General features: G+C 64.4%; 17 protein-coding genes. 8 read left to right on the top strand and 9 right to left on the bottom strand.

From position 1 onward, the window contains the following. Positions 1 to 17: 17 nt before the first annotated feature. From AC1RR3_RS17165 to AC1RR3_RS17125, 9 genes are all read right to left on the bottom strand, one after another. Complete coding sequence (locus AC1RR3_RS17165; RefSeq protein ID WP_492824297.1) at positions 18 to 611, bottom strand: L,D-transpeptidase; 594 nt, start codon at positions 609 to 611, stop codon at positions 18 to 20. 364 nt (positions 612 to 975) lie between these two features. Beyond that, positions 976 to 1,950 (bottom strand): hypothetical protein, encoded by a 975-nt coding sequence (locus AC1RR3_RS17160; protein WP_492824296.1) that lies wholly within the window; start codon positions 1,948 to 1,950, stop codon positions 976 to 978. A gap of 102 nt (positions 1,951 to 2,052) precedes the next feature. Next, positions 2,053 to 2,616 carry a thioredoxin family protein gene (locus tag AC1RR3_RS17155; RefSeq protein ID WP_492824295.1) on the bottom strand — a complete coding sequence of 188 codons (564 nt, stop codon included), beginning with the start codon at positions 2,614 to 2,616 and terminating at the stop codon, positions 2,053 to 2,055. 31 nt (positions 2,617 to 2,647) lie between these two features. After that, positions 2,648 to 3,346: a cytochrome c biogenesis CcdA family protein gene (locus tag AC1RR3_RS17150; protein ID WP_492824294.1), complete on the bottom strand. Its 699-nt coding sequence runs from the start codon at positions 3,344 to 3,346 to the stop codon at positions 2,648 to 2,650. A 427-nt stretch (positions 3,347 to 3,773) separates the two neighbouring features. Beyond that, positions 3,774 to 4,385 (bottom strand): sigma-70 family RNA polymerase sigma factor, encoded by a 612-nt coding sequence (locus AC1RR3_RS17145; RefSeq protein ID WP_492824293.1) that lies wholly within the window; start codon positions 4,383 to 4,385, stop codon positions 3,774 to 3,776. A 348-nt stretch (positions 4,386 to 4,733) separates the two neighbouring features. Continuing rightward, positions 4,734 to 5,471: a response regulator gene (locus AC1RR3_RS17140; RefSeq protein ID WP_492824292.1), complete on the bottom strand. Its 738-nt coding sequence runs from the start codon at positions 5,469 to 5,471 to the stop codon at positions 4,734 to 4,736. 10 nt (positions 5,472 to 5,481) lie between these two features. Continuing rightward, positions 5,482 to 7,227, bottom strand: a complete 1,746-nt coding sequence (locus tag AC1RR3_RS17135) for an ATP-binding response regulator (RefSeq protein ID WP_492824291.1) — start codon at positions 7,225 to 7,227, stop codon at positions 5,482 to 5,484. Further along, positions 7,197 to 9,227, bottom strand: a complete 2,031-nt coding sequence (locus AC1RR3_RS17130) for a sensor histidine kinase (RefSeq protein WP_492824730.1) — start codon at positions 9,225 to 9,227, stop codon at positions 7,197 to 7,199. Before AC1RR3_RS17130 ends, AC1RR3_RS17135 begins: the two co-directional genes overlap by 31 nt. Before the next feature lie 54 nt (positions 9,228 to 9,281). Further along, positions 9,282 to 10,277, bottom strand: a complete 996-nt coding sequence (locus AC1RR3_RS17125) for a TRAP transporter substrate-binding protein (RefSeq protein WP_492824290.1) — start codon at positions 10,275 to 10,277, stop codon at positions 9,282 to 9,284. Positions 10,278 to 10,482: 205 nt separating this feature from the next. Between AC1RR3_RS17125 and ugpB the strand changes: the two genes are divergently transcribed. The 8 genes from ugpB to AC1RR3_RS17085 all read left to right on the top strand — a co-directional run bounded on the left by ugpB (position 10,483) and on the right by AC1RR3_RS17085 (position 20,314). Next, positions 10,483 to 11,802, top strand: coding sequence for a sn-glycerol-3-phosphate ABC transporter substrate-binding protein UgpB (gene ugpB, locus AC1RR3_RS17120; RefSeq protein WP_492824729.1), 1,320 nt, complete (start codon positions 10,483 to 10,485; stop codon positions 11,800 to 11,802). Positions 11,803 to 12,025: 223 nt separating this feature from the next. Further along, positions 12,026 to 13,057, top strand: coding sequence for a M4 family metallopeptidase (locus tag AC1RR3_RS17115; RefSeq protein ID WP_492824289.1), 1,032 nt, complete (start codon positions 12,026 to 12,028; stop codon positions 13,055 to 13,057). 56 nt (positions 13,058 to 13,113) lie between these two features. Then, positions 13,114 to 13,380, top strand: coding sequence for a protealysin inhibitor emfourin (locus AC1RR3_RS17110; protein ID WP_492824288.1), 267 nt, complete (start codon positions 13,114 to 13,116; stop codon positions 13,378 to 13,380). A 36-nt stretch (positions 13,381 to 13,416) separates the two neighbouring features. Then, entirely contained in the window at positions 13,417 to 14,385 is a 969-nt protein-coding gene (locus tag AC1RR3_RS17105; protein ID WP_492824728.1) for an aminoglycoside phosphotransferase family protein, read from the top strand. 235 nt (positions 14,386 to 14,620) lie between these two features. Further along, positions 14,621 to 16,243: an ABC transporter substrate-binding protein gene (locus AC1RR3_RS17100; protein WP_492824287.1), complete on the top strand. Its 1,623-nt coding sequence runs from the start codon at positions 14,621 to 14,623 to the stop codon at positions 16,241 to 16,243. Between the two features lie 320 nt (positions 16,244 to 16,563). Continuing rightward, complete coding sequence (locus AC1RR3_RS17095; RefSeq protein ID WP_456619533.1) at positions 16,564 to 17,577, top strand: ABC transporter permease; 1,014 nt, start codon at positions 16,564 to 16,566, stop codon at positions 17,575 to 17,577. A 3-nt stretch (positions 17,578 to 17,580) separates the two neighbouring features. After that, positions 17,581 to 18,480, top strand: a complete 900-nt coding sequence (locus AC1RR3_RS17090; protein ID WP_492824286.1) for an ABC transporter permease — start codon at positions 17,581 to 17,583, stop codon at positions 18,478 to 18,480. Positions 18,481 to 18,574: 94 nt separating this feature from the next. Further along, positions 18,575 to 20,314, top strand: coding sequence for a dipeptide ABC transporter ATP-binding protein (locus AC1RR3_RS17085; RefSeq protein ID WP_492824285.1), 1,740 nt, complete (start codon positions 18,575 to 18,577; stop codon positions 20,312 to 20,314). The last annotated feature ends 4 nt before the right edge of the window (positions 20,315 to 20,318 follow it).

Below are 20,318 nucleotides of genomic sequence, written 5' to 3'. Positions count from 1 at the left end.
TGCTCGGATCAAAAGCCTCAGAGCTCGGGCTTCTGCCGGATCACGACCTTGGTGCCGACAGGGACGCGATCGTAGAGATCGGCGACGTCGCGGTTGACCAGCCGGAAGCAGCCCGAGGACACCTTGGTGCCGATCGTGTCGGGCCGATTGGTGCCGTGGATGCGGTAGACCGTGGTGCCCAAATACATGGCGCGGGCGCCGAGCGGGTTGCCGGGGCCGCCGGCCATGAAGCGCGGCAGATAGGGCTGGCGCTGGATCATTTCCGGCGGCGGCGTCCAGTCCGGCCATTCCTTCTTGTTGGTGATGTTCACCAGCCCCTGCCACTGGAAGCCGTCGCGGCCGACGCCGATGCCGTAGCGGATCGCGCGGCCGCCGGGCTGGACCAGATAGAGATGCCGTTCGGCGGTCGAGATGATGAGCGTGCCGGGCGCTTCGGTGGTGCGGAAGTAGACGACCTGCTTCTGCCATTCCGGATCGAGCTCATAGGAGTCGTCAGCGACCAGGCCTGGCTCGTCGCCGCGGTCGGGCTGCTGGGCGTAAGCATGGGGGGCGGACAGGATCAGGCCGATTGCAGCCACAAACATCCCGGTCAGGCGACGAAAATCCGTCATTTCAAGCTCTCCCCACGGCCAAGGCCGAAATCATCTGGAACCATCAAATCTCAGGGCCATCTTCATGGCAAGTTGATGGCACGCCCGGCTGGTATGTCACGAGAATGCTTTGGTTTTTTGACGGGCCCCTCGCAATGCCACAAACAGGGGATGGCGCGAAAAGCCCAGATTGCGGCGACCAGGCTCGATGCGCTCCCTCCCCCGCTTGCGGGGGAGGGCTGGGGAGAGGGTTTCTCCTCCAGGGAGATCCCCCCAGAAGAGAGAACCCTCACCCGCCGCTGCGCGGCGACCTCTCCCGCGAGCGGGAGAGGTTCAGACCGCGCTCGTGGAAACATCGACTTCGACAATTGGCACTGGACGCCAGCTAAATCCGGTTATTCTCCGCCGCGATCCCAAGCCGCCGCACGATTTCGGTCCCCACAGCGCGGGCCTCGATCCTCGAACCGACGCGGGGGCTGCGAAACCGTCGCCCCGAGCGTAATCGGATGGTGACGATGCAGTGCTCGTCCTCCGAGCGGCCGCGGCGGTCGACGGTGATCGTCTTCACCTCATGTCCCTCGATATGGTCCGCGCGCGGCGTGCCGTCGCCCCACAGCCGTTCGACGCGGATGTCGCCCTGCCGGATGATCCAGAACGCGCCGGTCACGAGGTTGGCGTATCGATACACGGCGAATGCCGCGATCGCGCCGAGCGGCAGCAGCAGGATGTCCACATGGGTGGGCGGCCATCCGCGCCAGAGCTTGTAGGCGTAGGGCACGGCGGACAAGGCGATTGCGATCAGCGCGACGATCCTGATGTCCCGCTGCGAAAACGCCTCGAGTGGCTCGCCGAGATGCATCTCGGCATTGCTGGCATCGAGCGGATTGATCGGCTCCTCGACATTGGGAACGCCGAATTGCGCGGCGATCCGGGCCACGGTGTCACGAACATGCGTGACATCCGAGATCGGCGGCGACGTCAGGCGCTCCCCCGAGACAAGCGTGAAGACGAGTTGGAAACGCGCTTTCACCCTTTTGCTGCCGGGAACCTCTAACCCCGTGATCTCGTCCTTCGTGACGATCCGCGTCTGGAGTTTTCCGAACGGACGCTGATGCCCGATCAGAATCTCGCGCGGGGTGATGATCCACACCACCGCCGGCGCCATCATGATGCCGACGACGAACCCTGCTCCCACCAGCAGCGCAACCACCGAGATGATGATTTCCAGCGTGTCGTGCGTGAACAGGCCCGGCGTGAAGCACAGCGCGACGGCCGCCGCGAAGCCGGACATGACCAGCCGCTGCGCGATCGAGGCGCCTTCACGAAGGCGGATGTCGGTGCTGGTGGGCGCGTCGTCCATAGCGGGCGGCTGATTCCGATGCCGCGAAACTCCATGGACGGGTCCGAGGAGTCAAGCAACAAGGACGTTAGGCGAAGCCCGCCGCGCGATGTCAGAGCCGCACTAGCTGCTGGCGTTGAGCAGCTTTGCCACCGTGCGGTCGATCTCGTCGTAGCGGCCTTCGCCGGCGTGCTGGAACACGATCTTGCCGGTCTGGTCGATGATGTACTGCGCCGGCCAATACTGGTTGCTGTAGGCGTTCCAGGTCCTGGAATCATTGTCCTGCGCCACCGGATAGGTGATGCCGTGACGCTTCAAAGCGGCCTGCACGTTGGAGGCCGAGCGCTCGAACGGGAATTCCGGCGTGTGCACGCCGACCACGACGAGACCCCGGTCCTTGTACTTGGCATAGAGGTCGGTGACATGCGGCAGCGTGTTGACGCAGTTGACGCAGCCATAGGTCCAGAAATCGACCAGCACGACCTTGCCGCGGAGGTCGGCGAGGCTCAGCGGCTTCGAGTTGAACCAGGTGCTGATGCCGGTGAAATCAGGCGCAGTCTGCTGGCTCGCGGCGGCGGTGACGACAGGCGTGGCTCGCGCGGCCTCGTCGCAGATGCCGGGGATGACGGCGCCTGTCACAGCGATGCCGATGAGCGCGGCAGAGACGGCGAGCAGTTTGAAAGTCATGGAAGCGTCCTCCGGTGAAGTTCTGGGATGATCACAGGCCGATCTGGCCGGTGGGATAAAATCCGGTGAGCCACGCCACGATCAGCGTGTCGTACTGGAAATAGGCGGCGACGGCGAAAGCGATCACGACGACACCAAAGCCCTGCTGCAGCCGCGGCGAGATGCGGGCGAGGCTGCGCACCCGCGTGGTCGCGGCCTGTCCGCCATAGGCGATCGCCAGCATCGGGATCGCAGCCCCGATGGCGTAGGCGATCAGCAGCGTGCCGGCCCAGCTGGCGTTCTTCTGGCTTGCGACCAGCGTCAGGATCGAGCCGAGCACGGGCCCGGCGCAGGGCGTCCAGACCAGGCCGAGCGTGGTGCCGAGCACGAGCCCGCCGAGCGCGCCCTCGCGCTGCGTGGCGCCAAGATTGCCGAGATCGAGCCAGCCATTGAGCCGGATCGACAGCCATTCGAACGGCGCCGGCCACAGCATCAACAGGCCGAAGCCGAGCAGCAGGATGGAGGCCGCCTCGCGCAGCACGTTCGGATCGAAATCGAACAGCCGCGTCAGCGCGCCGAGCAGCAGCGCGACGGCCGAGAACGAGATGACGAAGCCGAGCGCGATCATCGCGGGCCGCAAATGTCCCGCGCGCCCGATCGAGGCACCGAGCAGGATCGGCAGCATCGGCAGCGTGCAGGGCGCGGCGATGGTGAGGATGCCGGCGAGGAGAGCGAAGATCAGATCGAGCATGGGGCACTCGCGGGAGAGGTCACGAGGGCAGTTCGCGCGTGGTGGGGCGGTCGTTACGCGGCGTCACGTGTTTGTGACGGAGCCGACTTGTCCGAGCTCGTCATGCCCGGGCTTGTCCCGGGCATCCACGTTCTTCGTGCTGCGGCTCAAGGCGTGGATGGCCGGGTCGAGCCCGGCCATGACGATGGAGGGGCGTCGAGGCTCCCAACGCCCGCATCACCCCCCAAATACAAAACGACCCGGACGGGGGCATCGTCCGGGTCGCTGGAGGTCTTGGGAGGTTTAACGAAACCGTATGTGAGCTTTATAGGGAGGAAGTTTTTCCGGCTGATGTTGTGCTTTGTTTCAATTGTTTCGTCGCCGGTAACACTTCCGTGTCCGGGACAGGGCCTAAGCCAAGGTCCTATCCCATTGAAATATCTGAACTTCAGGCGGCGAAGCGATCGACGCCGGCGCCCTTAAGCAAATCGGCCAGCTGCTTGCGGGCATAGAACATCCGCGTCTTCACCGTGCTCTGGGGGATGCCGATGATCTGACCGACCTCCTCCACCGACTTCTCATGGTAGTAGACGAGGTTGATGATCTCGCGATGCGCGGGTGACAGTTTTTGCACGCAGGCGCGCAGGATGGCGCTGGTGTCGCTGCGATCGAGCGAGGTCTCCGGCGTGTCGCAATCGTCAGGGATCTGGCGCACGTCTTCCTGGTCGATGTCCTCGAACCGGCGCTGGCGCATCGCAGTCAGCGCCTTGAAGCGGGCGATCGAGAGCAGCCAGGTCGAGACCTGCGAGCGGCCCTGGAACTGGCCGGCGGTCCGCCACACGTCGAGGAACACCTGGCTGACCAGGTCTTCCGCCGTGGTGGCGTCGCGAACGATGCGCAGGATGAAGCGATAGACCCGCACGTTATGACGGCAATAGAGAATGTGCATGGACGTCCGGTTGCCGTCGGCAATGCTTTCAAGAAGCATATCGTCCGAGGTCGCTTGAGCGGCGACGATGCTCTGGCTGGCCTGGGCGTTGATGGCGATGACGTTCGGCATAGACTTGGCTCCCCGTAGCGCCGCAACCGAGCGGCGTTTCCTTGGACCAAAGTGTTAATGAGCCAACGTTTCGGGACGTCTGCACGAAAAGGGGAAAATGGTTTCGTGCGCCGCCAAATTGTTTCGTGCGCGAGGCTGCGACGAAACATTCGGGGCAAAAAGTCGTGCAATTTCAATGTACGGAAAATACGGGGTGGGGGATTTGGCGGCGCCTAAAGCCGCCGGGAACGTATTTCCGGCTCTTGCGTTCGGTCGCGCCACACCCACCGCTGTCATTTCAGATGGGCGCTCGCGCCCCGGATTGCGCTGCGCTCCATCCGGGCTACGGCACCGCGCCCGCCGCGCGCGCTACGCCTTCTCGCCAGCCGGGGAGAACAGATAGCCGCCGCCGCGGATGGTGCGGATCACGGCGGGTTTTGCCGGGTCGGGCTCGATCTTGCGGCGGATGCGCATGATGCGCAGATCAACCGCGCGGTCGAAGGCTTCGGCGTCGCGCGCATTGGCGAGTTCGAGCAGGCGCTCGCGCGACAGCACGCGCTTCGGGTTGGCCGCGAACACTTTCAGCAATCCGAACTCGGACGCCGTCAGCGGATGCTCGTTGCCCTCGTCGTCGCGCAGCGCCTGGGCTTCGAGGTCGAGCCATTTGGTGCCGAAGCGGACCAGCTGATCCTTGTCCGATTTCGCAGCCGAGGTTTCCGCCGCCACGGCCTTCACCGGCGCGCTCCGGCGCAGCACCGAGCGGATGCGCGCCATCAGCTCGCGCAGCTCGCAGGGTTTTGCGACGTAATCGTCGGCGCCGAGCTCGAGGCCGACGACGCGGTCGATCGGGCTCGCCGTTGCGGTGAGCATGATGACGGGCACGTTGATGCGGCTCTTGAGGTCGCGGATGATCGAGAGGCCGTCTTCCTCGGGCATGTTGAGGTCGAGCACGACCAGGTCGGGCATGCCGCCGTCGATCGCGGCGCGCAAGCTCTTGCCGCCGTCGCACAGCGTCACGGTGAAGCCGTGCATCTTGAGGTAATCGCCGACCATCTCCCGGGCCGGGGCCTCGTCGTCGACGATCATGATGTGCTGGCTTTGGGTCATGGTCTCTACATCACGGCAGTTCGGTCGCGGGGAGGGTGATGGTGAAGGTCGAGCCCTTGCCGGGGCCGTCGCTGTCGGCTGTCACCTCGCCGCCATGCATGTCGATAATACGCTTGACGATGGACAGCCCAAGCCCCGTCGAGCTCTCGCCGGCGGTCGGTTTTGCGGACAGCCGCTGGAACCGGCCGAACAGCCGGCCGAGATCCTCCGGCGACAAGCCGGCGCCCTCGTCGCTGACGCGGACGATGGTGTCGCTGCCCTCATGGGTGACGGCGACGCTGATCTTGCCGCCGATCGGCGAGTATTTGATGGCGTTGCTGATCAGATTGTCGATCGCCTCGCGGATGCGGTCGGTGTCGCACATGGTGACGATGTTGGACGGCGCGGCGAGGCTGATCGTCTGCTGCTTGTTGACGGCGAGCGGCTGGTTGGCGTCGGCGACCTCCTTGACCAGTGCTGCGACGTCGACCGGCTCGCGGCGGATGGTGATGTCGAAGGCATCGGCCATCGCGTCCGAGATCAAATGATCGACCATCGTGGTCAGGCGCTTGGTGGCGTCGCGGATGTGGTCGACCTGGGCGACCACGCCGCTCGACGATGCCCCGGTCGAGATCAGCTCCTTCAGCATCTCGGTGCGGCCGAGGATGACGCCGAGCGGATTCTTCAGATCGTGGGCGACGGTGCCCAGAATCTCGTTCTTGAAGCCGTTGGCGCGCTGCAGCCGCAGCCATTGCGCCGACAGGCGCCGGTTGGCCTGCATCAGCGCGCGGGTGCGCTGGGCGACGCGGTCTTCGAGCTGGGTGTTGGCGTCCTGGAGCTGCTGATAGAGGATGACATTGTCGAACGCGATCGAGAGCCTGGAGGAGAAGATCTCGACCAGCGAGCGGTCGGTCTCGGACAATTCGCGCTCGGCCTGGAGCAGCACGACGACCTCGCGGCCAGAGCCGGTGCGCAAATAGATCACGCTGCGGTGGTCGGCGAATTCGTTCTTGCGACCCTGGAAGGCGGCTTCCACCATCACGCGCAAATCAGGGTCGAGTGCCTTGGATGATGTCGTGCCGATGAAGCGGCTGTAGCAGCCGCTGCCGGCGAGCACCGAGAGCTCGGGGTCGATGCCGCCATTGTCGCGCAAAACCAGTATACCGGCGCAATCGACATTGAGCAGCGAGGCGAGCTGGGTCAGCACGCCCTCGGCGAGCCGCTGCATCGACTTGAAGTCGTACAGCGTGGAGGCCGCATCGATGATGATCTCGAGCCCGCGCCTCGTCTGCACCATGCGTTCGAGCTGCTGATAGGAGCGCAGCGCCGCGGTCAGCGAGGTGAACAGCTTGTCGGCGGTCAGCTCGGTCTTGGCCTTGTAGTCGTTGATGTCGTACTGCACGATCACGCGCCGCTCCGGCGCCTGGCCCGGCTGCCCCGTGCGCAGGATGATGCGCACGGTCTCGTTCTTGAGCTCGTTGCGGATGAACTCGACCAGCTCGAGGCCGGCGACGTCGGTCTCCATGATGACGTCGAGCAGCACCGCGGCGATGTCGCTGTGCGCGGCCATCAGCTTGCGACCTTCGGCCGCGGAATGGGCGGAGAGGATCTCCAGGCCCTGGCCGTTGAGGGAATAGTCCGAGAGCGCAAAACGGGTGCCGTCATGCACGGCCGGATCGTCGTCGATGACGGCGATCTTCCATTTCCGGGTGTCCGTATCCTCCGACGCGGTACCGGTATCGTCGATCAGGTGGAGGACATCGTCCTGTTCGGCCATTGAGAAGTCCCGTCAGTCTCTGTGCTTTGCGCGCCGCCCTTGGCGACCCGGGGCATGATAATGCGAAAAGTGGTGCCTTGTCCCAGCTTGGATTCCAGCATCATCCGCCCGCCCAGCTGCTGGGTGACAAGGTTATAGACGATATGCAAGCCCAGTCCCGTGCCACCTTCGTTGCGCCGGGTGGTAAAGAATGGGTCAAAGGCCTGGCGCTGCACGTCGGGGGTCATGCCGGCCCCGTCGTCGGTGAAAATGATCTCGATGTCGTCGGCCCCGCGCGGCCGCGCCGAGATCGTGATGGTGCCGGCGCGCCCGTCGGCGAAGGCGTGGTTGGCGGCGTTGAGGAACAAATTGGTCAGGATCTGGCCGTAGGAGCCGGGATAGCCGTCGAGCAGCAGCCCCTCGGGCACGTCGACCTGGAGCGTGGTCGGCGAGCGCTTCAGCACCGGGCGCAGGCTGGCGATGATCTGGTCGGTGGCTTCGCTGAGTGAGAACTGCCGCCGCTCGGCATGGGAGCGGTCCACCGCGACCTGCTTGAACGACTGGATCAGCTCGCCGGCGCGCGTCAGATTCGCGACGAGCTGCTGCGAGGCGTCGCGCGAGGACTGCACGAACTCCTCCAGCTGCGAGCGGCGCAGGCCGCCGTCGCCCTTGAGCTGGGCCTCGAAAATGTCGGTGCGCCGGGCAAAACTTGAAGCAACGGTGAGGCTGATGCCGATCGGGTTGTTGACCTCGTGGGCGACGCCGGCGACGAGGCCGCCGAGCGCGGCGAGCCGTTCGGCGTCGATCAGATTCTGCTGCGCGGTGTTGAGCTCGAGCAGCGCGCTCTCGGCCTTTTCCTTGGAGGCGCGCAGCTCGTCCTCGGTCTGGCGTTTCGCGATGGCGTTCTCGCGGAACACTTCCACCGCGCGCGCCATGGCGCCGACCTCGTCGCGCGCGCGTGTGCCCTGCACCTCGCGGTCGAGGTCGCCGAGCGTGATCGCGCGCATCGCCGCCATGATCTGCTGCAGCGGCAGGCGGATCGACAGCGCGATCAGCACGCCCGCGGTGAGGATGATGCCGAGGAAGATCACCGCGATCGACAGCACGCGCCGCGAAATATCCGCCAGCGTGCGGTCGAAGGTCTCCTGCGCCTTCTGCTCGCGCTGGCGCATCTTGGTGGAGAGGTCGTCGATCGCGCCGATCGCCTCGGCCTGGCTGGCGTCGATGGTGTTGCGGAGCAGCTCGGTGCGGCTCGTCAGCTGCTCGGAGAGTTTGGCAAACCCCTCGCGCAACGCCATGGTGCGGGCCGCCAACCGTTGCAGCGCCATGCGCTGGAGATCGTTGTCGGCGAGGTCGATCATGACCGGAATGGTCTTCTCGATCGTCTCGGTGTTGCGGCGTGCGTCGTCGGCGGCGCCCGGCGACAGCGACAGATAATAGGAATTGGCCGCGACCAGCATCGCGGTGAAGGCCTCGCGCGATTTGCCGAGCGAGGGCCAGATCAGCGCGTCGCGATGGCCGGTGGCGCCTTCGATGATGGAGTAGAGGCCCGCCATGTCCCTGGCCGGGCCCTGCACCTGGTCCTCATAGGTGCTGGCGATGGTCGCCTGCACGCTGCGCAGCTCGCCGAAGCCGTTGAGGAAGCGGTCGGTGGTGCGCTCGAGCTCCTCGACCGAGCCCGACAGCATCGGGTCCTTGGCGGCGCGGTCGGTCAAGGTGCCCAGCACCGCCTCGCGCAGCAGCAGGATCTCGGCGAACAGGTCCGGGCTCGGCTGGTTGATGTAGCGGTGGATCAGATTGTGCAGGCGCCCGGTCTCGCTTTCGAGCAGCGCCAGGATGCGGTCGGATTCGCGCACCTGGCGCACGTCGTCCCAGGCCGAGCCCAGCACCTGCGAGCCGTTCCAGATCAGAGCGACCAGCACTACGACCACGGCGGAGTTCAGCGCCGCGATCGACAGGATGCGCCAGCGGATCGGCACCGCGCGCAGCACGCCGACGAGGCGTGCGCGCAGCCGTCCGATCGGGCCGGGCGGCCGGTCTGCATGCTCGCTGTGTCCAAGTGCAGCCAAGAGGGCTCACTCCACCTTGCGAATGCGTTCGATCAGCGCGGCCGCGGCGGGATCGCTTCCGGCCTTGGCATAGATCGCGGCCATCGCGTCCTCGAACGGCTTGCGGTCGATATCCCTGACGATGGTGACGCCGGCCGCCTGCGCCTTGAGCTGCGACTGCTCCTCGAGGTCGCGCCACTTCTCGCGCATGAAGCGGCTGGAGCGCTGCGCGGCCTCGCGGAAAATCTGCTGGTCGTCGGCCGACAGGCTGCGCCAGGCCTTGAGCGAGATCACCAGCACTTCGGGGCTCATCGTGTGCTCGGTGAGCGCGAGGTAGCCGGCATATTTGTAATGGTCCGTCGTCACGAAGGATGGCCAGTTGTTTTCGGCACCGTCGATCAGATGATTGGCAAGCCCGGCGAGCACCTGCCCATAGGGCATCTCGACCGGTTCGGCGCCGAGCGCGCGGATCATCTGGCTCATCAACTCCGACTGCTGTACCCGGATCCGCAGACCCCTGAGGTCGGCGACGCTTCTGACGGGGCGGGCACCGTTGTAGATCGACCGCGCGCCGGAATCGTAGAAGGCGAGCCCGACGAAGCCATAGGGCTCGAAGCTGCCGAGGATCTCGCTGCCAACAGGTCCGTCCAGCACCTTCTGCATGTGCTCGATGGACCGGAACAGGAACGGCATCGCCAGCACGTTCATCGCCGGGACGAAATTGCCGATCAGCGCCACATTGGTCCGGTTGAGGTCGATCGCGCCGGCCCGGGTCTGCTCGATGGTCTCCTTTTCCTCGCCGAGTTGGCGGGAGTGGAACACCTTGATCTCGTGGCGGCCGCCGGTGCGCTCGGCGATCAGCGCGCCCATGTAGCGCAGCGCCTGGACGGTCGGATAATCCTCGGTCTGGGTGTCGGCGGCGCGAAACTCGCGCGCAACGGCGCTCGTCGCGCAGATGGCGAGCAGAAGCGCGACGAAAATCACCCCGGTCCGTGAGAGTTCGGCACGGTTCAACACTGGCACACTCAACCCCTCGGAGATGGAGTCTATGGCGGGGCCAAAAGGTTCAATGCAATCTAGCAGATGGTTAAGGGAAGGCCATCCCGCACCACCCCCACGGGGGGATTGTGCGGCGCGGGCAGGCCTCATTCCGGTTGAAACCGCCAAGGCCGCGCCGTAAGCAGGCTATGGTCGCCTTTTGCCACGCGACACGGGAAGAGCCATCGTGATGTCAGCATTGCGCCTTTTGCAGATCGTCGCCGCCGCGGCTCTCACGTTCTCCTCGCAGGCGCGCGCCGCCACCGACATCGCGCTGTGGCACGCCATGTCCGGCGAGCTCGGCCGGCAATTGGAGAAGCTCACCTCCGACTTCAACGCCTCGCAATCCGATTACCGGATCGTGCCTGCTTACAAGGGCAATTACACCGAGACGGTGACGGCAGCGATCTTCGCCTTCCGCTCGCGCAGCCAGCCCGCGATCGTCCAGGTCAACGAGGTCGCCACCGCGACCATGACCGCGGCCAAGGGCGCGATCTATCCGGTGTTCAGCCTGATGCGGGATCAGGGCGAGCCGTTCTCGCTCAACGATTACCTCCCCGCCGTCTCCGGCTACTACACCGATGCCGCCGGCAATCTGTTGTCGTTCCCGTTCAATTCGTCGACGCCGATCCTCTACTACAACAAGACCATGTTCCGTGACGCGGGCCTCGATCCGGACAAGCCGCCAAAAACCTGGCCCGAGCTTGGCGCCGCTGCAAAGCGCCTGCGCGACCGCGGCGCTGTGTGCGGCTTCACCACGTCATGGCCGTCCTGGATTCATGTCGAGAATCTCTCCGCGTACCACAATTTGCCGCTGGCGACGCGGACCAACGGTTTTGCCGGGCTCGATGCCGAGCTCAGCATCAACAATCCGCTTCTCGTCAAGCACGTCGCCCAACTCGCCGAATGGCAAAAGACAAAACTGTTCGACTATGGCGGCCGCGGCCAGTCGGCCGAGCCGCGCTTCCAGAACGGCGAATGCGGCATCTTCATCGGCTCCTCGGCGACGCGCGCCGACATCAAGGCCAATTCGAAATTCGACATCGGCTACGGCATGATGCCGTATTGGCCCGACGTCGCGGGCGCGCCGCAGAATTCGATCATCGGCGGCGCCACGCTGTGGGTGCTGCGCGATCGCCCGCGCGACGAGTACAAGGGCGTGGCGCGCTTCTTCGCCTATCTGTCGCAGCCCGGCGTGCAGGCCGCCTGGCACCAGAACACCGGCTATCTGCCTGTGACCCGCGCCGCCTTCGAGCTGACGCGCGCGCAAGGCTTCTACGAGCGCAATCCGGGCTTCGCGATCTCGTTCGAGGAGATCACGCTGCATCCGCCGACCGAGAATTCGAAGGGCATCCGGCTCGGCTCCTTCGTGCTGATCCGCGGCGTGATCGAGGACGAGCTCGAGCAGGCCTTTGCCGGCCAGAAGAGCGCGCAATCAGCGCTCGATTCCGCGGTCGAGCGCGGCAACAAGCTGCTGCGCCAGTTCGAGCGCGCCAGCCCGGAGCGATAGGCGCCGCCGCGACAAGCGTGACGTTCGCCGCACCAGCGAACATCATCGGACATCTTGCAATCTGACGGAGTGTGCAAGCTCGCGGCGCAATTGGCCGCAGGTCCACGCTCTCGAATCCGTAGCGCCCGTGTGAGCCACTTCACATGGGCTGTACGCCGGCAGATATAATCTTCAGGTTGTTTCTTATGTCATTTTTTCGGAAAAGTTGTAATGGAGATCACCCATGCCTTGCACATGTTGCATCATCCCGAATGACGTTCTGACCAAACTCTCCCAGGACAAGAAGCTGTCCGCTGTGGTTCGCAAGCAACTGGTCGATACCGTCCAGGTCAGTCATGAACTGCGCGAAATGCGGACGCAGGCGGCGAAACTGACCAACGTCGTGGCGGCGCGCGCCAGCGGCCTGGTGACGCTTGCCGCCGCGCCGTCCGTCACGGTCTACGACTGCAAGCACACGCAGACGCTGCCGGGGACGCCGATCCCGAAGCCGAAGACGTCCTCGGACGGCTCCGTCAAGCGCACCTTCAACCAGACCACCAAGGTGGCCAAGTTCTACCAGCAGGTCTTCAACCGCAATTCGATCGACGATCACGGCATGACCATGATGTCGTCGGTCCATTTCGGCGACAAGTACAACAACGCGATGTGGAACGGCTCGCAGATGATCTATGGCGACGGCGACGGCAGCATCTTCGTCGACTTCACCAAGGGCAACGACGTCATCGGCCACGAGCTGACCCATGGCGTGACCCAGCACAGCCTCCAGCTCGCCTATAGCGGCGATGCCGGTGGCCTCAACGAGAGCATCTCCGACTGCTTCGGCTCGATGTTCCGGCAGTGGGAAGCCAAGCAGGACGTCAAGAAGGCGGATTGGCTGATCGGCAAGGACATCATGGGTTCCGCCGCCAAGAAGAGGGGCTTCACCTGCCTGCGCGACATGGCCAATCCCGCAGCCAAGCACTGCCTGGCGCCGCAACCGACCAAATATTCGCAAATCACCCCCGGCATGGATCCGCATTACTCCAGCGGGCCGCCGAACCTCGCCTTCTGCACGGCGTGCACCACGCTTGGCGGATACAGTTGGGCCAAGATCGGGCAGGTGTGGTATCATTCGCTCACCGGCTTCGGGCCGACGCCGAACATGACGATGACGGCGTTTGCGGCGCGGACCCGGCAGGGTGCTCATACGTTGTATCCTGGTGATGCCGCCGTCCTCGCCGCCGTAGATGCCGGCTGGAAGAAGGTCGGGCTCTAGGTCGGATACTGCGCGCGACGTAAAGCGCGTCATGAAAGGAAGGAAGCGTGGATCGCTTGAAGATCGAGCGCGTCGGAGGGTTCGCCGGATTCGGCGGCCCTCACCTCAAAAGTCGCGGTGAAGTGGCGGTGTCGGATCTGTCGGACGCCGATCAGAAGACTGTGGAATCGTTGTTTGCCGATCCGACCAAGGTCCCTGCCGCGCATCCCGGCCAGGCCGATGCGTTCAGTTACCGGATCACGCGCGGCGCCAAGACCATCGAAGTCCCCGAGCATGCGGTCCCCTCGACCATCAAGAACAGCGTCAAGGATGTCCTGGATTAACACCGTGCAGGACCGGGCGCTTTGACGGAGGAGACGCTGCCGCCGGATTTCGCCGGCGCCTGGGGATCGTCCGCGTCGACGAGCCTCGAGGCCTACCGCGCCTTGCGCGCCGACAGGGCGCGATGGCTGCCGATTGCGCTCGACATCGCGCGCGGCCACGGCCTCGACATCAGCTCGCCGCATGTGTTTATCACAGGCACCAATCTCGTGGTCGGCCTCGGTGAGCGCCTGATCCTGAAGATCTTTCCGCCGCTGCTCGGCGCGCAATTCGTCTCCGAGCGCGGCTCGCTGACCCAGCTCGCGGGTCGCCTCTCGCTGCCGATCCCCGAGATCGTCGCAGAAGGGATGCGCGACGGCTGGCCCTATCTCGTCATCACGCGGCTATCAGGCTCGCTCGGCTCGGAGGTCTGGCCGTCTTTGCCGGAACACCAGAAGGAGCGTGTGCTGCGCCAGATCGGCGAGACCATCGCCTCCGTGCAGCGCGCGCCGCTTGGTCCTCTCGCAAGCATCGAGCCGCGCTGGGATGAATTCATGCACCGGCAGATGCAGGGTTGCCGTAGCAGGCACGAGCGTCTCGGCCTTGCGCCGAAATTCCTCGATGGCCTCGACGATCTCCTGCGCGAGGCGGCCGCCGGCCTCATTCCGATGGACGCGCCACCGGTGATCCTGACCGGCGAATACATCCCGGAAAATTTTCTGCTCGCCTGCGATGACGGCGAATGGTCGCTCAAAGGCCTGTTCGATTTCGGCGATGTGCGGGCGGGCTGGCGCGACTACGATCTGCTCGGCCCCAGCGCCTTCATGGCGGCGGGCCGGCCGGGGAGGGTGCGCAGCCTGCTCGAAGGCTTTGGCTATGCGACGCTGGACGACACGCTCAGGCGGCGCCTGATGGCCCTGATGCTGCTGCACCAGGCCAGCGACCTCAACAGTCACATCTGCATCGAGGGCTGGCAGGAGAAGGCCGACGATCTCGTCGCGCTTCAGGAGCTGATCTGGCCGGGCTGAGGTAGCCCCCTGAGCCTGCTCAAATCGGCAGCGCTCAATTTTTCAGCCTAATTCTCAAGCAAAATTCTATCTTTGTATGCAATTATAATGGTTGCTCAATTAATGCTCAATTCCTCAGATTGCGCTTATCTCGTTGTCTAACAACGAGTTAGCTAACTCCTAAGGCTTCATTAAGCTTTGGCACGAACCTTGCGAATCCAGTTCCAACCAGAAACTTTTGTGTTGGAGCGATTTCATGAAGCGCCGCGATTTCCTCAAGTCCGTTTCCGGATTGGCCGCAGGCGCGGCGCTTCCGGCCATGCCGTCCGTGATCTCCTCGGCCCAGGCCGACGCCCGCTCGGAGACGCTGCTGATCGTCTCGGAAGGCGGCCCCAACAATCTCGACATCCACGGCGTTGGCACCAACGTGCCCGGCTATGAGGTGTCCTGGAATTGCTACGACCGCCTGATCAGCCACGAGATGAAGAGCGGCCCCGGCGGGGTGCCCTATTACGACCGCGACAAGTTCAAGGGCGAGCTCGCCGACGACATCAAGATCGACGACATGTCGGTCACCTTCAAGCTGAAGAAGAACGCCAAATTCCACGATGGCACGCCTGTGACCGCCAAGGATGTGAAGTGGTCGCTCGATCGCTCCGTCACCGTCGGCGGCTTTCCGACCTTCCAGATGAGCGCGGGCTCGCTGACCAAGCCCGAGCAGTTCGTCGTGGTCGACGACGGCACCGTGCGCGTGGATTTCGCCAAGAAGGATCGTCTGACGGTCCCCGATCTCGCGGTGATCGTCCCCTGCGTCATCAATTCCGAACTGGTGAAGAAGAACGCCAGCGAGAAGGATCCCTGGGGTCTGGAATACACCAAGCAGCAGACCGCGGGCTCCGGCGCCTACAAGGTGACGAAGTGGACCGCCGGCACCGAAGTCATCATGGAGCGCAACGAGGATTGGGTCGGCGGTCCCTTGCCGAAGATCAAGCGCGTGATCTGGCGCATGGTGCCGCAGGCCGGCAACCGCCGCGCGCTGCTGGAGCGCGGCGACGCCGACATCTCCTATGAGCTGCCGTTCAAGGATTTCCAGGAGATGAAGGCGAGCGGCAAGCTCAACGTGGTGTCGCTGCCGTTCTCCAACGGTATCCAGTATATCGGCATGAACGTCACCAAGCCGCCGTTCGACAATGTGAAGGTGCGGCAGGCCATCGCCTATGCGCTGCCATACCAGAAGATCATGGACGCGGTGCTGTTCGGCCTCGGCAATCCCATGTTCGGCGCGGCCAAGGACAAGCCGACCGAAGTGGCCTGGCCGCAGCAGCACAAATACAACACCGACATGGAGAAGGCGAAGGCGCTGCTCGCCGAGGCCGGCTACGCCAACGGCTTCGAGACCACGATCTCGTTCGACCTCAACTTCGCCGGTGTCAACGAGCCGCTCTGCGTGCTGGTGCAGGAGAGCCTCGCGCAGCTCGGCATCAAGACCACCATCAACAAGGTGCCCGGCGCGAACTGGCGCACCGAGTTGAACAAGAAGGAGATGCCGCTCTTCACCAACGTGTTCTCGGGCTGGCTCGATTACCCCGAGTACTTCTTCTACTGGTGCTATCACGGCAACAATTCCGTCTTCAACACCATGAGCTACAAGTCGGCGGAGATGGACAAGCTGATCGACGGCGCCCGCAATGCGGCCGCGACCGGCGACATGGCAACCTACGACACCGACGTGAAGGGCTTTGTCGATCTCGCCTATGCCGACGTCCCGCGCATCCCGCTGTACCAGCCCTTCGTCAACGTCGCGATGCAGAAGAACATCAGCGGTTACCAATACTGGTTCCACCGCCGCCTCGATTATCGCGCGATGGCGAAGGGGTGAGGCGTGATGGCGCGCGACGCGGCCGCGACTCCAGGTTTTTGCCGATCGAGTGAGGCGAGCGCAGCTCTCTCATTCCCTCTCCCCTTGTGGGAGAGGGTGGCTCGCCGCGCAGCGGCGAGACGGGTGAGGGGTAGCCACGAACTCCGACCTCGCTTGGGGCTACCCCTCACCCCAACCCTCTCCCACCGCAAGTCGGGCCTGCCCGACTTGCGCAAATTAACGATGCGCAACCGGGGTAAACCCCGGTTGCGAGGGAGAGGGGGCGCAGTAGAGTGCGCGGCACCACCTCGGATACATTCAACGCGCGCGAGGAGCTCCCCATGCTGACCATGATCGGCAAGCGCCTGATGTTTGCGATTCCCTCGCTGATCGGCGTCGTCATCGTCACCTTCCTGTTGACGCGCGCGCTGCCGGGTGATCCCGCGGCGTACTTCGCCGGCCCCGCCGCAACCAAGGAAGCCGTCGAGCAGATCCGCAAGAAGCTGGGCCTCGACCGGCCGCTGATCGAGCAATTCTTCCGCTACACCAACGATCTCGCCCATGGCGATTTCGGCAACTCGCTCACCACGGGACAGCCGGTCGCAGCCGAGATCCGCAATCGTCTGCCGGCCTCGGCCGAGCTGACGCTGCTCGGCCTGATCGTCTCGATCGTCATCGCCATTCCACTCGGCGTGCTGGCGGCGACGCGGCCGGGATCATGGGTCGATCATCTATGTCGCGTCACGACGACAGCCGGCGTGTCGCTTCCCGTGTTCTTCACCGGCCTCGTGCTGGTCTACGTCTTCTATTTCAGGCTCGGCTGGTCGCCCGCGCCGCTCGGCCGGCTCGATGTGTTTTACAGCGCGCCGCCGACGGTGACCGGTTTCTATCTGATCGACACCCTGATCGCGCGCGACTTCGAGGCGTTCCGTTCGGCGCTGAGCCAGCTCATCCTGCCGGCAACGACGCTTGCGATCTTCTCGCTGGCGCCGATCGCGCGCATGACCCGCGCCTCGATGCTGGCGGTGCTGTCGTCGGAGTTCGTCCGCACCGCACGCGCCAGCGGCCTGTCGCCGGCAACCGTCATCGTCACTTACGCGTTCCGCAACGCGATGCTCCCCGTGATCACCACGCTCAGCATGGTGTTCTCGTTCCTGCTGGGCGCCAACGTGCTGGTCGAGAAGGTGTTCGCCTGGCCCGGCATCGGCTCCTACGCGGTGGAAGCGCTGATCTCGTCGGACTTCGCGCCGGTGCAGGGTTTCGTGCTGACGATGGCGGTGATGTACGTGCTGCTCAATCTCGTGATCGACATTCTCTATGGCGTGATCGATCCACGCGTCAGGTTGGAGGGCTAAACAATGAGCTCCGTTGCGCCTGCAGTTGAACCGGTTGGTCCCGCCCGCACCTCGGGATTGACCGCGATCCTCGAACAGACCCGCTATGTGCTGGCCGAGAACAAGGTCACGGGCTTTTCCTTCGCCCTGTTGATCGTCATTCTCCTTGCCGCGATTTTCGGCCCCTATGTGGTGCCGTATGACCCGCTGGCGTCCGACACCGCCGCGTCGTTGAAGCCGCCTTCGGCCGCGCACTGGTTCGGCACCGACCAATTGGGCCGCGACATCTTCAGCCGCGTCGTCGTGGCGACGCGTCTCGATACGTTCATCGCGGTCGCTTCCGTCGTGCTGGTGTTCTTGATGGGCGGCCTCGCCGGCATCGCGGCCGGCTATTTCGGCGGCTGGACCGACCGCATCGTCGGCCGCATCGCCGACACCATCATGGCCTTCCCGCTGTTCGTGCTGGCCATGGGCATCGTCGCAGCCCTCGGCAACACCGTGCAGAACATCATTCTGGCGACCGCCATCGTCAACTTCCCGCTCTACGCCCGCGTCGCGCGCGCCGAGGCCAATGTCCGCCGCAATGCCGGCTTCGTGCAGGCGGCGCGACTGTCGGGCAACGGCGAATTCCGCATCCTGCTGGTGCATATTCTGCCGAACATCATGCCGATCATGATCGTGCAGATGTCGCTGACCATGGGCTACGCCATCCTCAACGCCGCAGGCCTCTCCTTCATCGGCCTCGGCGTCCGTCCGCCGACCGCCGAATGGGGCATCATGGTCGCCGAAGGCGCGGGCTTCATGGTCTCAGGGGAATGGTGGATCGCGCTATTCCCGGGCCTTGCTCTGATGATCGCCGTGTTCTGCTTCAACCTCCTCGGCGACGGCCTCCGCGACATCGTCGACCCTCAACGGAGGACGTGATGGCAAATTTCCGTCAAAAATTCTCCAATGATTTCAATGTCATTCTACTGTGCATGGGGTTGTTTTCGCACTTTTTGAGTGACGGGAGGCCCGCATGACCGCCCAGCCCCTGCTCGACGTCCAGGATCTCACCGTCGAATTCACCACCCGCCGCGGCATCGTCAAAGCCGTCCAGCACGTCAACATCTCCGTCGCCAAGGGCGAGACGCTCGCCATCGTCGGCGAATCCGGCTCCGGCAAGTCGGTGACCTCCTACGCGGTGATGCGCATCCTCGACCGCGCGGGCAAGATCGCCGAGGGCTCGGTGATGTTCTCCGGCATCGACGTCAAGGCCGCGACCGAAGACCAGATGCGCGACCTGCGCGGCCGCGAAGTCTCGATGATTTTTCAGAACCCGCGCGCCGCGCTCAATCCGATCCGCAAAGTGGGCGACCAGATCGAGGACGTGCTGCGCACCCATGTCCAGCAGGCCATGGTTTCGGACCACGGTGAAAAGGCGATCGAGGCGCTGGAGCAGGTCAAGATCGCCCGCCCGCGCGAGCGCTACCACGCCTATCCGTTCGAGCTGTCAGGCGGCATGTGCCAGCGCGTCGTCATCGCGCTCGCGCTCGCCTGCAACCCGCAGCTGCTGATCGCGGACGAGCCGACCACCGGCCTCGACGTCACCACGCAGAAGGCGGTTATGGATTTGATCGTCGAGCTGACCAAGCGCAAGGCGATGTCGACCATCCTGATCACGCACGATCTCGGTTTGGCTGCCGCCTATTGCGACCGTGTCGTGGTGATGGAGAAGGGCCGGGTGGTCGAGACCGCCAAGGCCGCCGACATCTTCGCCAACCCGCAGCACCCGTATACGAAAAAGCTGATGCGCGCGACGCCGCGGCTTGGCGTGTCCTTGCGGGATCTGCTGCCGGAAGAGGAGGGCGCAGCACTCGCCGCCGCGAGCGCCTCGTCCGTGGAATCCACTCCGGTCGCCGTGGCAGGCGCGGAGAGCCAAAAGCCTCTCCTCCTCATCGAAAAGCTCGTCAAGGAATATCCCCGCCAGGGCGCGACCGCGACGCTCGGCAAGCTGTTCGGCCGCAAGCCTGCGCCGGAGCCGGACGTGTTCCGCGCCGTCGACGGCATCAGCTTCTCGATCGGCCATGGCGAGAGCGTCGGCCTGGTCGGGGAATCCGGCTGCGGCAAATCGACCACCTCGATGATGGTGATGCGGCTGCTCGACCAGACCTCGGGCCTGATCCAGTTCGACGGCGAGGACATTGGCGCCATGGCGCCTTCCTCTTTTGCCCGGCTGCCGCAGCGCAGCCGCATCCAGATGGTGTTTCAGGACCCGACCGACAGCCTCAACCCGCGCTTCACCGCCGTGCGCGCCATCGCCGACCCCATCATGCAGCTCGGCGACGTCAGGGGGCGTGATGCGCTCCGCGCCCGCTGCGAGGAACTGGCCACCATGGTCGGCCTGCCGCACAATCTGCTGGACCGGTTTCCGCACCAATTGTCCGGCGGCCAGAAGGCCCGCGTCGGCATCGCCCGCGCCATCGCCCTGCATCCAAAACTCGTCATCCTGGACGAGCCGACCGCAGCGCTGGACGTCTCGGTCCAGGCCGTGGTCCTCAACCTGCTCCAGGACCTCAAGGCCCGGCTAGGTATGAGTTATCTGTTCGTCTCGCATGATTTGAACGTAGTGCGCTTGTTGTGCGATCGTGTCATTGTGATGCGGACGGGTCGAATCGTCGAGGAAGGCTCTTCCGAGAGGGTTTTGAGCGATCCGCAGGACGACTACACCAAGGAGCTGCTGACGGCGATCCCGCATCCGCCGTTGCCGGTGCACTGATTGT

The sequence above is a fragment of the Bradyrhizobium sp. GW821-FHT13H05 genome, assembly GCF_058804065.1.
Note: the sequence above shows the minus strand (reverse complement) of the source record. Positions and strands in the feature narration are given on the sequence as shown.

Bases quoted from the DNA above. Each gene is read 5' to 3' on its own strand.
- AC1RR3_RS17165 (WP_492824297.1), bottom strand. From the start codon at position 611: ATGACGGATTTTCGTCGCCTGACCGGGATGTTTGTGGCTGCAATCGGC.
- AC1RR3_RS17160 (WP_492824296.1), bottom strand. From the start codon at position 1,950: ATGGACGACGCGCCCACCAGCACCGACATCCGCCTTCGTGAAGGCGCC.
- AC1RR3_RS17155 (WP_492824295.1), bottom strand. From the start codon at position 2,616: ATGACTTTCAAACTGCTCGCCGTCTCTGCCGCGCTCATCGGCATCGCT.
- AC1RR3_RS17150 (WP_492824294.1), bottom strand. From the start codon at position 3,346: ATGCTCGATCTGATCTTCGCTCTCCTCGCCGGCATCCTCACCATCGCC.
- AC1RR3_RS17145 (WP_492824293.1), bottom strand. From the start codon at position 4,385: ATGCCGAACGTCATCGCCATCAACGCCCAGGCCAGCCAGAGCATCGTC.
- AC1RR3_RS17140 (WP_492824292.1), bottom strand. From the start codon at position 5,471: ATGACCCAAAGCCAGCACATCATGATCGTCGACGACGAGGCCCCGGCC.
- AC1RR3_RS17135 (WP_492824291.1), bottom strand. From the start codon at position 7,227: ATGGCCGAACAGGACGATGTCCTCCACCTGATCGACGATACCGGTACC.
- ugpB (WP_492824729.1), top strand. From the start codon at position 10,483: ATGTCAGCATTGCGCCTTTTGCAGATCGTCGCCGCCGCGGCTCTCACG.
- AC1RR3_RS17115 (WP_492824289.1), top strand. From the start codon at position 12,026: ATGCCTTGCACATGTTGCATCATCCCGAATGACGTTCTGACCAAACTC.
- AC1RR3_RS17100 (WP_492824287.1), top strand. From the start codon at position 14,621: ATGAAGCGCCGCGATTTCCTCAAGTCCGTTTCCGGATTGGCCGCAGGC.
- AC1RR3_RS17095 (WP_456619533.1), top strand. From the start codon at position 16,564: ATGCTGACCATGATCGGCAAGCGCCTGATGTTTGCGATTCCCTCGCTG.
- AC1RR3_RS17090 (WP_492824286.1), top strand. From the start codon at position 17,581: ATGAGCTCCGTTGCGCCTGCAGTTGAACCGGTTGGTCCCGCCCGCACC.
- AC1RR3_RS17085 (WP_492824285.1), top strand. From the start codon at position 18,575: ATGACCGCCCAGCCCCTGCTCGACGTCCAGGATCTCACCGTCGAATTC.